The sequence below is a fragment of the Janthinobacterium sp. GW821-FHT03C08 genome (assembly GCF_059420905.1).
Genome location: NZ_JBWKUP010000004.1, coordinates 129,600 through 142,220 on the forward strand (window position 1 = coordinate 129,600; position 12,621 = coordinate 142,220).

Consider the following 12,621-nt stretch of genomic DNA (forward strand, 5'->3'; position numbering starts at 1 on the left):
TTGAGCTTTTCGCCCGCGCGGCGGAGAATGCAGCCGATGTCACCCACCACGCGAAAAGGAATGCGCATGACCACCCTCCCACTGGAAGAATCCGACCTGCCCGCCACGGCGCTGGACATGCACCGCGCCATCGGCGCCGCCATCGCCGCGCTGCAGGTGCTGGACTTGAACAGCCAGCGCTTCGAGGCCTGCACGGACCCGGAACTGCGCCGCGTGCTGGCGCATGCGGGCGACACCAGCCGCAAGGAAGTGGCCATGCTGCTCGAATGGATGCGCCGCCGCGACGCCCGCCTGGACAAGGAAATGAAGGAAGCGCTGTTCAAGGCGGGTCCCATCGTGGCGCAGTACCATTACGATCAGAACGTGCTGTAACTATTGGTTTGTTGCTGTGGCGTACCATACGCCACTCCGGCGCCGTTTCGCGTAGACTGTGCCCCGATCACGATTTTGGGGGAGTTTGCAGAAATGAAATCATTACCATACCGAGAAGGCAGCTGGTTTGCCGTGCCCCTGCCGGGCGGCGGCTATGCCGTCGGCGTGGTGGCGCGCAGGGCGCCTGCCGGGCGCATCATGCTGGCGTATATGTTCGGGCCGAAGCGCGACAGCCTGCCCACGCTGGAAGAGGTGGAAGGCTTGCGGCCGGAACAGGCCGTGCGCCGCCTGCGCACGGGCGACATGGCCCTGCTCAACGAGCGCTGGCCCCTGCTGGGCGACAGCCGCCGCTGGGAGCGCGACGACTGGCCCATGCCGGCCTTCATCCGCCGCAATGAATCCCTGCAGCGCGCCTGGCGCGCCAGCTATGCGGACGCCGACCCTGCCAAGCTGAATCGCGAGGAATCGATCCCCTTCGACACGCCCGGCATGGAAAGCGATTCCCTGTACGGCTACGGGGCAACGGAATTGTTGATGAATAAATTGCTGGCGCAGGAGCAGGCGTCCGCTTGATTGCGCGGGGTCAAGCCCGACGGGACTGACCCCGGCATGCCGGCTTACACCGCCGGCAAGCTGATCTGGAACGCCAGGCCGCCGCCTTCGCGGTTGCGCACCTGCAGTTCGGCGCCATGGCGCAGCAGGACGCGGTCGACGATGGCCAGGCCTAGACGATCGTCCACCTGCCTGCGCCGGGTGTCTCCTACACCGCCGGCAAGCTGATCTGGAACGCCAGGCCGCCGCCTTCGCGGTTGCGCACCTGCAGTTCGGCGCCGTGGCGCAGCAGCACCCGGTCGACGATGGCCAGGCCGAGTCCGGCGCCGTTGGCCTGCCCGCGCGCGGTATCGAGGCGGGTGAACGGCTTCATCAGCTGCTCGATCTTTTCCGCCGGCACGCCCGTGCCATGGTCCTGCACCTCGATGATCACCTTTTTCGCGCCATGGCTGGTGCGCACGTGGCAGGCGATGTCGATTTCCGTCACGTCGCTGCCCGGCGTCTTGCCGTAGCGGCGCGCATTCTCGATTAGGTTGTTCAGCACGCGGCGCAGGTCGGTGGGGTTGCCCATCGCGTGCGCGCCTTCGGCGATGGTGGCGTTGATCTTCACGTCCGGCAGACGCATCGCTTCGCGCGTCATGTCGGCCAGCAGGCCGCTCAGGTCCACATCCGTGAAGCTCGACGCTTCCGTCGGCTTGGCGTAGTCGAGGAACTGGCCGATGATGGCGTCCATCTGCCCGATATCGGACTGGATGCCTTCGCGCGCCTCGTCCGACAGATTCGCCATTTCCACTTCCAGCTGCATGCGCGCCAGCGGCGTGCGCAAGTCGTGCGAGATGCCCGCCAAAATGACGGCGCGGTCCGATTCCACCTGCTTCAAATCGTCGACCATCTGGTTGAAGCTGCGGTTCGCCTCGATGATCTCGATCGGGCCTTTTTCCGGCAGCGGCGCCGGCTGCTTGCCCTTGGCGATGTCGCGCGCGGCCGCCGTCAGGCGCGACAGGGGCAGGTTGATCAGGCTGGAAATGATGGCCGCGCCCAGCAGCGACAGCAGGGACACCAGGCTGGCCCAGCCCAGCCACTGGAAGCCTGTCAGGCCGCGCAGGCGCTCGCGGTCCAGCATCAGCCAGTATTCGTCGTCGTCGATCTTGAAGCTGACCCAGAAGCCGGCCACGCCGTTGACGCGCGCGGAAAAGCGCGTGTCCTTGCCCAGCTTGGCCTTCACCAGCGCCTCGATGTCGGGCATCAGGTAATTGTCGGGCGGCGGCTCGATGCGGTCGTCCTCTTCCAGCGAGAAGATGCGGATGCCTTCATTGCTGACGAGGTCGAACAGCAGCTCGCGACGCAGCTCGGGGGCCGAGTGCGTCAGCGCCGCATGCGTGATGGTGACGACGGAAATGATCTGGGCGGAAATCTGCTGCGCCTGCGGCTCGCGCTGGATGACGGAAATCATGCCGATCCAGGTGATCATGCTGACGGTGGTCAAAGTACCCAGCAGCAAAAAGGTGCGCCAGAACAGGCCGCTTTTCAGCCGCGCCAGGCTGATATCGGGAACAAGCTTCATCATGCCTCGCCAGCGATCAGCGCGGCTGTCCGTCCGGGATGAAGACGTAGCCGAGGCCCCACACGGTCTGGATGAACAGCGGGCTCGACGGATCGGGTTCGATCAGCTTGCGCAGGCGCGAAATCTGCACGTCCAGGCTGCGGTCGAACACTTCGTATTCGCGGCCGCGCGCCAGTTCCATGAGTTTTTCGCGCGACAGGGGCTGGCGCGCATGGCGGGCAAACACTTTCAGCACGGAAAATTCGCCTGTTGTCAGGGGCACCGTTTCGCCATTCTTTTTCAGGGTGCGCGTGCCCAGGTCCAGCACGAAGTCGCCGAATTCGAAGGTTTGCGGCGTTTCCGACGGCGCGCCCGGGATTTCATCGGGACCCTTGCGGCGCAGCACGGCGCCGATGCGGGCCACCAGTTCGCGCGGATTGAACGGCTTCGGCAGGTAGTCGTCGGCACCCATTTCCAGGCCCACGATGCGGTCCACGTCCTCGCCCTTGGCCGTCAGCATGATGATGGGCGTCTGGTCGCCCGCGCCGCGCAGGCGGCGGCAGATGGACAGGCCGTCTTCGCCCGGCAGCATCAGGTCGAGCACCAGCAGGTCGTAGCGCTCGCGCAGCCACAGCTTGTTCATGGCGGTGGCGCTCTCGGCCGTAAAGACGTTGAATCCCTGTTCGGTCAGGTAGCGGCGCAGCAGATCGCGCAGGCGCACATCGTCATCCACCACCATGATCTTGGCCTGGTGGCCGTGGACGGATTGCGTTGTTGTATTGCTGCCGGAAGTGGAGGTTGTGGTCATTTAAGGTGTCGTGTTATCTTATATTGGTTGCTATAGTAACGCCTCGCGCGGCGCTCACAAGGGGCTGTGGCGACCCATTACAAACTGTTACAAACTTTACCCAATTACTCTTACTGCACCGTGTAAAGCATCATACACTGGGGCCACAGTGGAAATCAGCTTTAGTTTATACGGCATCGCGGAAGAGGAACTCAATGAATATCTTTACTAAAAACATTCACGCCGCTCCCAGCGCAGCTTTCGCAGCGCGCACTTCCTCGTCCGTGCTGTCCGCGTTTGTCGCCTGTTCCATCCTGGGCGCCAGCCTGGCGCAGGCACAGAACCAGCCGCCGCCCCGCCGTGACGAGCAGCAGCAAATGCAGGCCCAGCGCTATGAGCAGGTACAGCGCAGCAATAGCAATGATACGCGAGTGCGCGAGCAGCGTGACGCACGCAGCTTCGACACGCGCGTGGAAGAGCAGCGCCGCGCCAGCGAAGGGGCCGATGCGTCGCGTCGCACGGGCCGCATGACGCCCGACGAGCGCCGCGACCTGCGCCGCCAGATCAATGAAGTGGGCCAGGACATTTACTCCAACCCGCCGCGCCGCTAGGCTTCCCGCATCCCATCCCGCAGGGCCATGTCGCAAGACATGGCCCTGTCCGCATCTGGCAGGCACATTGTTGCCGAGTCAGGCACAGCGCCACGCCCCGTGATATTGTTCTAGTGCACTGAGGCAATTCCCTGAATTTTTCATTCTGGAGGCAAGTGGTGAGCGACGAAGCAAGGCCCGTTCCGGAGGCGGTTCCCGCTGGCGGCTTGCCGCGCGGCCTGGTCCAGCGCCACGATGGCGTGTTTCTCGACCTGGCGCTGGCGCCCGCGCAGCTGCGCGCCGCCGTCGACCAGCTGTTCCAGTCGGGGCAGATGCTGGCCGGACTCGATTACGCCCTGTTCCTGCTGACCCTGTTCCATGCGCCCGTGCCGGGCAGTCCGCCCAGGGGCGAGGCCCTGCTGCGCATCGCTGCCCGCGTGGCGCCTTTCCCGCCCCTGCGGCTCCTGCTCTACAAGCAAGTCAAGATCCGCGGCGACAGCGCCGAGTTCTACTTCGAGGCGCTGCCGCCCGACGCGGACGGCCAGGTGCCGGCGCGGCGCGAGTTCGACGAGCTGGTGGCCGACCTGTGGGGCAAGGGCGTGCGCTATGGCCTCGACAGCGCGGCCGTGCGCGCCATACTCGACGCCGGCAAGGCCGAGCGCATCACGGTGGCGCGCGTGCTGCCGCCGCAGCCGGGGCGCGATGCCCAGCTGGTCGAAGTGTCGCAGGGCATCCACCGCGACGATGCGCCGCGCGAGCGCCCCGACGGCCGGCTCGACTTGCTCAGCTTCAAGAACCGCTTCCCGCAGGTCAAGAAGCATGCGCGCCTGCTGCGTTTGCTGCCGGGCGTGCCCGGCCTGCCTGGCTACGACCTGGCCGGCAATGTGCTGCCGCCGCCCGCGCCGCTGGAACTGGACCCGGCGGCCGTAGCCGGCAATGGCACGGCCGTCGAGCGCTACAGCGAAGGCGACTTCGTCGTGGCCACGCAGGATGGCTACGTGAATGTCGATGAACACGGCAAGATTTCCGTCGAAAACAAGATCGTCAGCCGCGACGGCGTCAGCAGCCGCACCACGGGCAACCTGAAGCTGCGCGCCGCCTACGAGGAATATGGCGAAGTGCAGGAGCAGCGCCAGGTGGATGGTAGCGACATCACCATCCACGGCGACGTGTATGGCCACCTGCATTCGCACGGCGGACTGATCCTGTTGCAACGCAACCTCGTGGGCGGCACGGCCTTCAACGAGCACGGCGACGTGCGCATCGCGGGCGTGGCGTCCGGCTCCGTGGTGCAGGCCCTGAGCGGCGAGGTGCACCTGAAGCGCGCGGAAAGCTGCGTCATCGCCGGCACGCGCGTGGTGATCGACCATGCCAGCAATTGCGAGATCATCGCCGACGAGGTCGTCATTGAACTGGCCGAAGGCTGCGCCGTGGCGGCGCGCACCATCCGCATCGGCAGCGCCGGCCCGCGCCGGCAGGTGGAGATGCTGCTGTTTCCGCTGGTGCCCGATCTGAGCGCGCTGGAGCAGCGGATCGCCGACAGCCTGGCCAAGGGCGAGCAGCATGCACGCATGCAGGCCAAGCGGCAGCAGGAAATCGACGCCATCGCGCAATTGCCCGAGGTGCGCAACTACCTGACCCTGGCGGGCCAGCTGCGGCGCGGCGAGCTGCAGCTGCAGCCGGCGCAGCAAGTGCAGTACGACAAGCTGGCTGCGCGCATCGCCCCCGTCCTGAAGGAGGTGGCGCGCCTGCGGCTGGAAGTGAAGCAGTCGGAAATCCTGCAGGCGCAGATGCTGGCGCTGGTGCAGCAGCTGCGCCAGTCGCGGCAGGCGACGGCCGGCCAGTCGCGCTGCACCCTGGGCCTGGTCGACGGCGAAACGACGGTGCGCGCCATGGTGGTGCCGCCCGGGCCGGCCAAGGTCTACGACCGGCCGCCGAAGGAGATCAAGGCGCTGCTGCGCAGCGCCACGCCGTCCGCGCAGCTGGTGTTTGCGGACAGCAGCGGCAGCCTGGACTGGACCTACGCGCCGCCGCCGTAGCGCATCCGCCTAATCCGTCACCTTGCCGCGCGACTGTTTCAGGATGCTGTGCGTGCTTTTGCTGTCGAGGCGGCGCCGCTGCGAGCTGCGCGTGGGCTTGGTGGCGCGGCGCACGGCGGGCAAAAAGGTCACGCTGTCGATGATTTCCTGCAGGCGCCGCAAGGCTTCCTCCTTGTTCTGCTCCTGGCTGCGCGACTGCTGCGCCTTGAGCACCAGCACGCCATCCTTGCTGATGCGGCTGTCGCGCAGGGCCAGCAGGCGTTCCTTGTAGGCTTCCGGCAGCGATGAGGCGGCGATGGGGAAGCGCAGGTGGATGGCGCTGGACACCTTGTTGACGTTTTGCCCGCCCGGGCCCTGGGCGCGGATGGCGGAAAACTCGACTTCAGCGGGATTGACGAGGTGTTGCATGGCCGGCCTGTGGAAAAAACATGGTGGTATTGTAAGCCAAGACGGACGGCACTGCGCCCGCGCAAGGCCGTGTGCCCATGCGCCGATGTCTTCCTGGAAAGTTGATGTTTCTCAACGTCGGCCGCGGCGATGCCCGTTAGCATGGGGCCAAAGTTGCACTTTTGCAGCATTGCGCCACTGCGCATCCAGGCAGCGCTTACCGGATGAAAGGAAGACCATGCAGCCCATGACACCACCCGGCGCCGCTGGAACGGCGGAGCGCGGCACCGCGCCATCCCTGACGCAGTACCTGAGCTTCCGGCTGGGCGGCCTGGAGTACGGCCTCGATTACCGCTGCGTGCGGGAATTGCGGCCCCTGAAGGAGCTCGACCGTTTTTCCTCGGAAGGGGAAGTGCTGCACAGCGTGGCCGTCTCGCGCGGCGTGATCATCCCCATCGTCGACATGCGCGCCGCGTTCGGCAGCGCCCGCGGCGCGCCAGATCCGTCCACGGACGTCATCATCTTGCAGCTGAGCAATGGCGTGATGGGCATGGTGGTCGACGGCGTCACCGATATCGTCACCCTGGCGCCCGGCGACATCGCCGCCGTGCCGGGCCTGGGCGAGACGGAGGCCGATTACCTGCTGGGCCTGGGCACGGTAGCGGGGCGCCGCCTGATCCTCGTCGACATCGACCGCCTGATGGCGATCCGCAGCCCCCGTCCCATGCAGGTCGCCTAAAAAAAAGACGACCCGAAGGTCGTCTTGTGTCGCTGCTTGATTAACCGAGTTTTTCCAGCTGATCCTGCAAATCGAGCCATTCCGCTTCCAGTTCGGCCAGGTCCTTGGTGAAGAAGGTCTGGTCGGCCAGCAACTGCTTCAGCTTGGCCTTGTTGGCGGCGTCGTAGATGCTCGGCTCGCCCAGCTTGACGTCCGTTTCCGCCTTTTGCGCGTTGCGCTTGGCGATCTGTTCTTCCTGGCGCTTGATCTTGTTTTCGATCGGCTTGCGCAGGGCGGCCGTCTTCTGGCGCTCTTCCGCTTCCTTGCGCTTGTCGCGCACGGGCGCGGCAGGGGCGGCGGCCGGCGCAGGGACGGACGACGTTACGGGGAAGTCCGTCTTGTTGGCCTTGCCGGCGGCCGGCAGCACGTCCGTGCCCTTGCCCAGCTTGGTCTTGAACAGCCAGTCCTTGTAGTCGTCCAGGTCGCCGTCGAACGGCTGCAGCTTGCCGTCGGCAACGATGATGAATTCGTCCGTGGTGGCGCGCAGCAAATGGCGGTCATGGGAAACGACGACCAGCGTGCCTTCGAACTGCGCCAGCGCTTCCGTCAGCGCTTCGCGCGTTTCCAGGTCCAGATGGTTGGTCGGTTCATCGAGCAGCAGCAAATTCGGACGCTGCCAGACGATCAGGGCCAGCGCCAGGCGGGCTTTCTCGCCGCCCGAGAACGGCGCGATCGAGCTGGTCACCATGTTGCCGGGGAAGTTGAAGCCGCCCAGGAAGTTGCGCAATTCCTGCTCGCGCGTGGTCGGCGCGATCTTCGACAAGTGCCACAGTGGCGACTCGTCGTGGCGCAGCATTTCCACCTGGTGCTGGGCGAAGTAGCCGATGTTGAGGCCCTTGCCCAGGGTGGCGTCGCCCGTCAAAGGCATCAGTTCGCCCGCGATGGTCTTGATCAGGGTGGATTTACCGGCGCCGTTCTGGCCCAGCAGGCCGATGCGCTGGCCGATCTGCAGCGAAAACTTGATGCCGTTGACGATGGTCTTGTGCGTGATCTCGCCCGTCGCTTCGTTCTCGATCTTGTAGCCCGCATCGACGTCTTCCATCACCAGCAGCGGATTCGGAGCCGACAGCGGCTCGCGGAATTCGAACGAGAATTCGGCGGCGGCGCGCAGCGGCGCCAGCTCTTCCATCTTCGCCAGTGCCTTCATGCGGCTCTGTGCCTGGCGGGCCTTGGAAGCTTGCGCCTTGAAGCGGTTCACGAAGGACTCCAGGTGGGCGCGCTTGCGCTGCTGCTTTTCCAGCGCGCCGGCGGCCAGGATCATCTGCGCTGCGCGCTGGCGCTCGAAGCTCGAATAGTTGCCCGAATAGCGCTTCAGCTTGCGCTCGTCGATGTGCACGACGACGTTGACCACTTCATCGAGGAAGTCGCGGTCATGGGAAATGATCAGCAAGGTACCGGCGTAACGCTTCAGCCAGTCTTCCAGCCAGATGATGGCGTCCAGGTCCAGGTGGTTGGTCGGTTCATCGAGCAGCAGCAGGTCGGACGGGCACATCAGCGCTTGCGCCAGGTTCAGACGCATGCGCCAGCCGCCGGAGAAGCTGGCGACAGGTTGCTGCATCTGGTCCAGGGTAAAGCCCAGGCCCAGCAGCAATTGCTCGCCGCGCGACTGCACCGTGTACGCGTCGGCATCGGCCAGCGCGCTGTAGATTTCGCCGATGGCGATGCCGTTTTCTGACGTCGCCGGTTCCGATTCCAGGCGCGCCAGTTCCGCTTCCAGTTTACGCAGGGTGACGTCGCCGTCGATGGCGTAGTCGAGCGCGGCGCGGTCCAGCGGCGGGGTTTCCTGCGCCACGTAAGCCACGCGCCATTTGGCCGGGAAATCGATCTCGCCCTGGTCAGGGTGCAATTCGCCACGCATCATGGCGAACAGGCTCGATTTGCCCGCGCCATTGGCGCCGATCAGGCCGATCTTGTCGCCCGGATTGAGGGTGACATCGACTTGTTCGAGCAACGGTTTGATGCCGCGCATCAGGCTTACTTGTAGGAAACGTATCATTATTTTCTTTGTGTTGTAAATTAAGGCAGTGCGCCGCTTGCGCCAGCGTTTATGCCAGCTTGAGCTGCTCGGCCGTCAGCAGGAACACCATGTCGTCGCCGGCGCTCGTCGTCAGCCAGGTCAGGCCCAGCTCGCCGAAGGCCGCTTCTGCGTAGGCGCGCTCGTTGCCGATTTCAATCATCAGGATGCCGTCGTCCGTCAGGCGCTCGGCCGCGCCGGCGATGATCTTGCGCACCAGGTCCATGCCGTCGCTGCCGCCGTCGAGGGCGATCTGCGGTTCGGCCAGGTATTCCTGGGGCAGCGCGCCCATCGACGCGGAATTTACGTACGGCGGGTTGCTGATGATCAAATCATATTTCTTGGCCGGCACGTTGGCGTACAGGTCCGATTCGATCAGGTGCACGCGGTCCTGCAGTTTATACGTGTCGACGTTGCGCTTGGCCACGGCCAGCGCGTCGGCGGAAATGTCCACGGCATCGACGCTGGCGTTCGGGAAGGCATCGGCCATCATGATAGCCAGGCAACCCGAGCCGGTGCACAGTTCCAGGATGTTTTCCACGGCGTCCGGTTCCGGCACCCATGGCGCGAAGTATTCCGGGATCAGCTCGGCAATGAAGGAGCGGGGCACGATCACGCGCTCGTCGACGTAGAAGTTATACGTGCCCAGCCATGCTTCCTTGGTGATGTAGGCGGCCGGCACGCGGTCGATGCTGCGGCGGTCGATGACGCTCATTACGCTGGCGATTTCCGACGGCAGCAATTTGGCGTCGAGGAAGGGTTCCAGGCGGTCGAGCGGCAATTTCAGGGTGTGCAGGACCAGGTAGGCGGCTTCATCGAACGCTTCGGCGCTGCCGTGGCCGAAAAACAGCTTGGCGGTATTGAAACGGGTGACGGCGTAGCGCAGCAGGTCGCGTGGCGTGGAAAACGGGTTCGGGGTCATGGCATTCTCGAAAAGACGGTGTTCTGGCCCGCCGTGACGGGCCTCGGTATGTCAGGTTCAGGCGGGCAGCAAATGCTCCAGCGTGCGCCGGTAAATATTCTTCAGGGGATCGATGTGGCGCAGTTCGATGTGCTCGTCGATCTTGTGAATACTGGCATTGGGCGGCCCGAATTCTATCACTTGGGGGCAGATTTGCGCGATAAACCGGCCATCCGAGGTGCCGCCCGTGGTCGACAGCTCCGTCGCCAGGCCCGTTTCTTCCAGAATGGCGGACGACAGCGCATCGGAGAGCGTGCCGCGCGGCGTGAGGAAGGGCAGGCCGCTCAGGGTCCACTGCAAGTCATACTGCAAGTCATGCCGGTCGAGGATGGCGTGCACCCGCGCCTGCAGGCTTTCCGCCGTGCTGGCCGTGGAAAAGCGGAAATTGAAGTCGATTACCATGTCGCCGGGAATGACGTTATTCGCGCCCGTGCCCGCGTTGATGTTGGACATTTGCCACGTGGTCGGCAGGTAATACTCGTTGCCCGCGTCCCATTGTTCCTCGACCAGGTCGGCCAGCGCCTGCGCCGCTTCGTGGATGGGGTTTTTCGCCAGGTGCGGATAGGCGATGTGGCCCTGCACACCCTTGATCGTCAGGCGGCCCGACAGGGAACCGCGGCGGCCGTTCTTGATCATGTCGCCCAACTGTGCGCTCGAGGTCGGCTCACCCACGAGGCAATAGTCGATCTGCTCGCCCCGTTCCTTCAACTTGTCGCAGACGATGACGGTGCCGTCCGTAGCCGGGCCTTCCTCGTCGCTCGTGATCAGGAAAGCGATCGAGCCCGTATGCTCGGGCGTGGCGGCAATAAATTCCTCGCAAGCAACCACCATGGCGGCGATCGAGGTCTTCATGTCGGCTGCGCCACGGCCGTACAGCTTGCCGTCGCGCTGCGTGGGAATGAACGGTTCCGAGCGCCACTGCTCGACGGGGCCCGTGGGCACCACGTCCGTGTGGCCGGCAAAGACGAATACGGGCGAGGTGGTGCCGCGGCGCGCCCACAGGTTGGTGACGTCGTTCGACTGTATCGTCTCGCAGACGAAGCCCAGCGGCGTGAGGATATCGATCAGGTGCTGCTGGCAGCCCTTGTCGTCCGGCGTGACGGAGGACCGGGCGATCAGTTTTTCGGTCAGGGCGAGGGTTTTGGAGGTGGTCATGGTGTGGAGCGGGGTCGTACCTTTGGGACTCGGCGTCCCCGTACGACCCCAGCCTTGCAGGTGTCGGGTTTAAACTGAAAAAATGTTCTTGTACTGCGCATCCGAAAACGCCACGCTATACTTTCCATCCTTGTCCAGCACGGGGCGCTTGATGATGGACGGGTTTTCCAGCATCAGGTCCAGGGCGCTGGCCGCATCGGTAATCGACGCCTTGCGCTCGTCGGACAGGGCGCGCCAGGTCGTGCCTTTCTTGTTGACCAGCACATCCCATGGCAATTGCGCCAGCCAAGCCTCGACGGTGGCGCGTTCCAGGCCCTGCTTCTTGAAGTCGTGGAAGGTAAAGTCGAGCTGCTGCGCGGCCAGCCAGGTGCGGGCCTTTTTGACGGTATCGCAATTGGGGATACCGTAGAGTGTAATGGTCATAGTGGTCGGGCTAAGGGGGAATGAATGCGGTTCGCTTGATCGCGGCGCTTGCGCCAGAGAAAAATGCGATGGTAGCCGTCATTATACAGTCGATGCGCAGCCGATGCGGCAGTGCAACACTGTTGCATGTTACGGGCAGGTTCAGGGCCAGGCGCTGCGGATGCCCAGTTGCGTGGCCACCTGGCCGAAATCCGGATGGGTCGATAGCGGCGTGGCGGATGCCATCGCCAGCTTGGGCAGGCGCAGCAAGGTTGCCACGGTCGCGCCGCTATTCGTCGGCGTAGGCGCGGGCGGCCGCCATCACGGCATCGAGTTTTCCTTTGGCCAAGGCTTCCAGCGGTGATTTGCCGCCCAGCGACAGGCGCGGGACGGTAAAAAAGTCCCATTTGGCGGCGCCGGGCAAGTCGCCGAGAATCTTGCTGACTTTTTCCAGGGTGTGGCGGTCGTGGCGGGGATCGGCGAAAAATGCCGGATAAACATATTCGCCGGAGGCGCCGCGCAAGGCGAACAGGCGCCTGGCTTTCAATGCAGCACTGAGTGCCTGCGGCGTGACTTCCAGCCGGGCACGCAATTCGGGGCCGGATAGCAAGCTGTGCGAGGCCAGGTCTTTTTCACGCTGCTGCCGTTCCTGTTCTTCCAGGCCGCGCATGAATTGCCGGGTACTGACGCGGCCTGTCTGTGCGTCGCTGCCTGAAGCCAGGTTCAGTTCGCGCTCGGCCACGATATCGAGGTCGCGCCGCATTTGCGCCAGCAGTGCGGGGCGATCATCGCGCGGCACGGCATCGAGCAGCGATGCATAGGCTTCCTGGAAGGTGTCTTGCGCAATGTTGAAGCGCAAGCCTGTGGCGCTGGCAGCCAGCGTATCGGCCAGCTGTCTGGCCAGCGAGGGCGCGGCTGGAGCATGCGCGGCTTCGGTGGCTGCCTCATCAATTGTGCCGGTGTCGCCATTGCCGGCAGGGGGGCGAGTGTTTGATGTGTTTGACATGGCTATATCCTTGAAACGCATAGTTCAGCATAGGA

Annotated in this window: 14 protein-coding genes; 5 read left to right on the forward strand and 9 right to left on the reverse strand. The window is 64.4% G+C overall.

Annotated elements, in window-relative coordinates:
• The first annotated feature begins 66 nt into the window (after positions 1-66).
• Together AC07VL_RS06880 and AC07VL_RS06885 are read left to right on the forward strand one after the other, a co-directional pair.
• Positions 67-372 (forward strand): ferritin family protein, encoded by a 306-nt coding sequence (locus AC07VL_RS06880; RefSeq protein WP_494805177.1) that lies wholly within the window; start codon positions 67-69, stop codon positions 370-372.
• A gap of 93 nt (positions 373-465) precedes the next feature.
• Positions 466-945, forward strand: coding sequence for an Imm26 family immunity protein (locus AC07VL_RS06885; protein ID WP_494805178.1), 480 nt, complete (start codon positions 466-468; stop codon positions 943-945).
• Between the two features lie 44 nt (positions 946-989).
• Here the strand turns inward: AC07VL_RS06885 and AC07VL_RS06890 are convergent, their stop codons facing one another.
• The 3 genes from AC07VL_RS06890 to ompR are packed head-to-tail and all read right to left on the reverse strand — an operon-like array spanning position 990 to position 3,206.
• Positions 990-1,112 carry a hypothetical protein gene (locus tag AC07VL_RS06890; RefSeq protein WP_290608574.1) on the reverse strand — a complete coding sequence of 41 codons (123 nt, stop codon included), beginning with the start codon at positions 1,110-1,112 and terminating at the stop codon, positions 990-992.
• Positions 1,113-1,132: 20 nt separating this feature from the next.
• A complete protein-coding gene (locus AC07VL_RS06895) occupies positions 1,133-2,491 on the reverse strand; it encodes a sensor histidine kinase family protein (RefSeq protein WP_494805179.1) in 1,359 nt (452 codons plus the stop codon).
• Between the two features lie 13 nt (positions 2,492-2,504).
• Positions 2,505-3,206, reverse strand: a complete 702-nt coding sequence (gene ompR / locus AC07VL_RS06900) for an osmolarity response regulator transcription factor OmpR (protein WP_223278807.1) — start codon at positions 3,204-3,206, stop codon at positions 2,505-2,507.
• 263 nt (positions 3,207-3,469) lie between these two features.
• On the opposite strand from ompR, the gene AC07VL_RS06905 reads away from it, so the two are divergent.
• Positions 3,470-3,865 (forward strand): hypothetical protein, encoded by a 396-nt coding sequence (locus AC07VL_RS06905; protein WP_494805180.1) that lies wholly within the window; start codon positions 3,470-3,472, stop codon positions 3,863-3,865.
• A gap of 158 nt (positions 3,866-4,023) precedes the next feature.
• Positions 4,024-5,883: a flagellar assembly protein A gene (locus AC07VL_RS06910; RefSeq protein ID WP_494805181.1), complete on the forward strand. Its 1,860-nt coding sequence runs from the start codon at positions 4,024-4,026 to the stop codon at positions 5,881-5,883.
• A 9-nt stretch (positions 5,884-5,892) separates the two neighbouring features.
• Here the strand turns inward: AC07VL_RS06910 and arfB are convergent, their stop codons facing one another.
• Positions 5,893-6,291 (reverse strand): alternative ribosome rescue aminoacyl-tRNA hydrolase ArfB, encoded by a 399-nt coding sequence (arfB, locus tag AC07VL_RS06915; protein ID WP_290607661.1) that lies wholly within the window; start codon positions 6,289-6,291, stop codon positions 5,893-5,895.
• Between the two features lie 226 nt (positions 6,292-6,517).
• Between arfB and AC07VL_RS06920 the strand changes: the two genes are divergently transcribed.
• The gene (locus tag AC07VL_RS06920) at positions 6,518-7,009 is read left to right on the forward strand and encodes a chemotaxis protein CheW (RefSeq protein ID WP_494805182.1); all 492 of its coding nucleotides are present in this window, start codon (positions 6,518-6,520) and stop codon (positions 7,007-7,009) included.
• 40 nt (positions 7,010-7,049) lie between these two features.
• On the opposite strand, the gene AC07VL_RS06925 is transcribed toward AC07VL_RS06920, so the two are convergent.
• The 5 genes from AC07VL_RS06925 to AC07VL_RS06945 form a co-directional block, all read right to left on the reverse strand.
• Positions 7,050-9,044, reverse strand: coding sequence for an ATP-binding cassette domain-containing protein (locus AC07VL_RS06925; protein ID WP_494805183.1), 1,995 nt, complete (start codon positions 9,042-9,044; stop codon positions 7,050-7,052).
• A 49-nt stretch (positions 9,045-9,093) separates the two neighbouring features.
• The gene (prmB, locus tag AC07VL_RS06930; RefSeq protein ID WP_494805184.1) at positions 9,094-9,984 is read right to left on the reverse strand and encodes a 50S ribosomal protein L3 N(5)-glutamine methyltransferase; all 891 of its coding nucleotides are present in this window, start codon (positions 9,982-9,984) and stop codon (positions 9,094-9,096) included.
• Between the two features lie 57 nt (positions 9,985-10,041).
• Positions 10,042-11,178: a succinyl-diaminopimelate desuccinylase gene (dapE, locus tag AC07VL_RS06935; RefSeq protein WP_494805185.1), complete on the reverse strand. Its 1,137-nt coding sequence runs from the start codon at positions 11,176-11,178 to the stop codon at positions 10,042-10,044.
• Between the two features lie 69 nt (positions 11,179-11,247).
• On the reverse strand, positions 11,248-11,601 hold the full coding sequence (locus tag AC07VL_RS06940) for an ArsC family reductase (protein WP_494805186.1): 354 nt from the start codon (positions 11,599-11,601) through the stop codon (positions 11,248-11,250).
• A gap of 268 nt (positions 11,602-11,869) precedes the next feature.
• Positions 11,870-12,586 carry a hypothetical protein gene (locus AC07VL_RS06945; RefSeq protein ID WP_494805187.1) on the reverse strand — a complete coding sequence of 239 codons (717 nt, stop codon included), beginning with the start codon at positions 12,584-12,586 and terminating at the stop codon, positions 11,870-11,872.
• Between the last annotated feature and the right edge of the window lie 35 nt (positions 12,587-12,621).

What these genes read in the sequence shown, in the direction of transcription:
- AC07VL_RS06880 (WP_494805177.1), top strand. Translation starts at nt 67, where the DNA reads ATGACCACCCTCCCACTGGAAGAATCCGACCTGCCCGCCACGGCGCTG.
- AC07VL_RS06885 (WP_494805178.1), top strand. Translation starts at nt 466, where the DNA reads ATGAAATCATTACCATACCGAGAAGGCAGCTGGTTTGCCGTGCCCCTG.
- AC07VL_RS06895 (WP_494805179.1), bottom strand. Translation starts at nt 2,491, where the DNA reads ATGATGAAGCTTGTTCCCGATATCAGCCTGGCGCGGCTGAAAAGCGGC.
- ompR (WP_223278807.1), bottom strand. Translation starts at nt 3,206, where the DNA reads ATGGTGGTGGATGACGATGTGCGCCTGCGCGATCTGCTGCGCCGCTAC.
- AC07VL_RS06905 (WP_494805180.1), top strand. Translation starts at nt 3,470, where the DNA reads ATGAATATCTTTACTAAAAACATTCACGCCGCTCCCAGCGCAGCTTTC.
- arfB (WP_290607661.1), bottom strand. Translation starts at nt 6,291, where the DNA reads ATGCAACACCTCGTCAATCCCGCTGAAGTCGAGTTTTCCGCCATCCGC.
- AC07VL_RS06920 (WP_494805182.1), top strand. Translation starts at nt 6,518, where the DNA reads ATGACACCACCCGGCGCCGCTGGAACGGCGGAGCGCGGCACCGCGCCA.
- AC07VL_RS06925 (WP_494805183.1), bottom strand. Translation starts at nt 9,044, where the DNA reads ATGATACGTTTCCTACAAGTAAGCCTGATGCGCGGCATCAAACCGTTG.
- prmB (WP_494805184.1), bottom strand. Translation starts at nt 9,984, where the DNA reads ATGACCCCGAACCCGTTTTCCACGCCACGCGACCTGCTGCGCTACGCC.
- dapE (WP_494805185.1), bottom strand. Translation starts at nt 11,178, where the DNA reads ATGACCACCTCCAAAACCCTCGCCCTGACCGAAAAACTGATCGCCCGG.
- AC07VL_RS06940 (WP_494805186.1), bottom strand. Translation starts at nt 11,601, where the DNA reads ATGACCATTACACTCTACGGTATCCCCAATTGCGATACCGTCAAAAAG.
- AC07VL_RS06945 (WP_494805187.1), bottom strand. Translation starts at nt 12,586, where the DNA reads ATGTCAAACACATCAAACACTCGCCCCCCTGCCGGCAATGGCGACACC.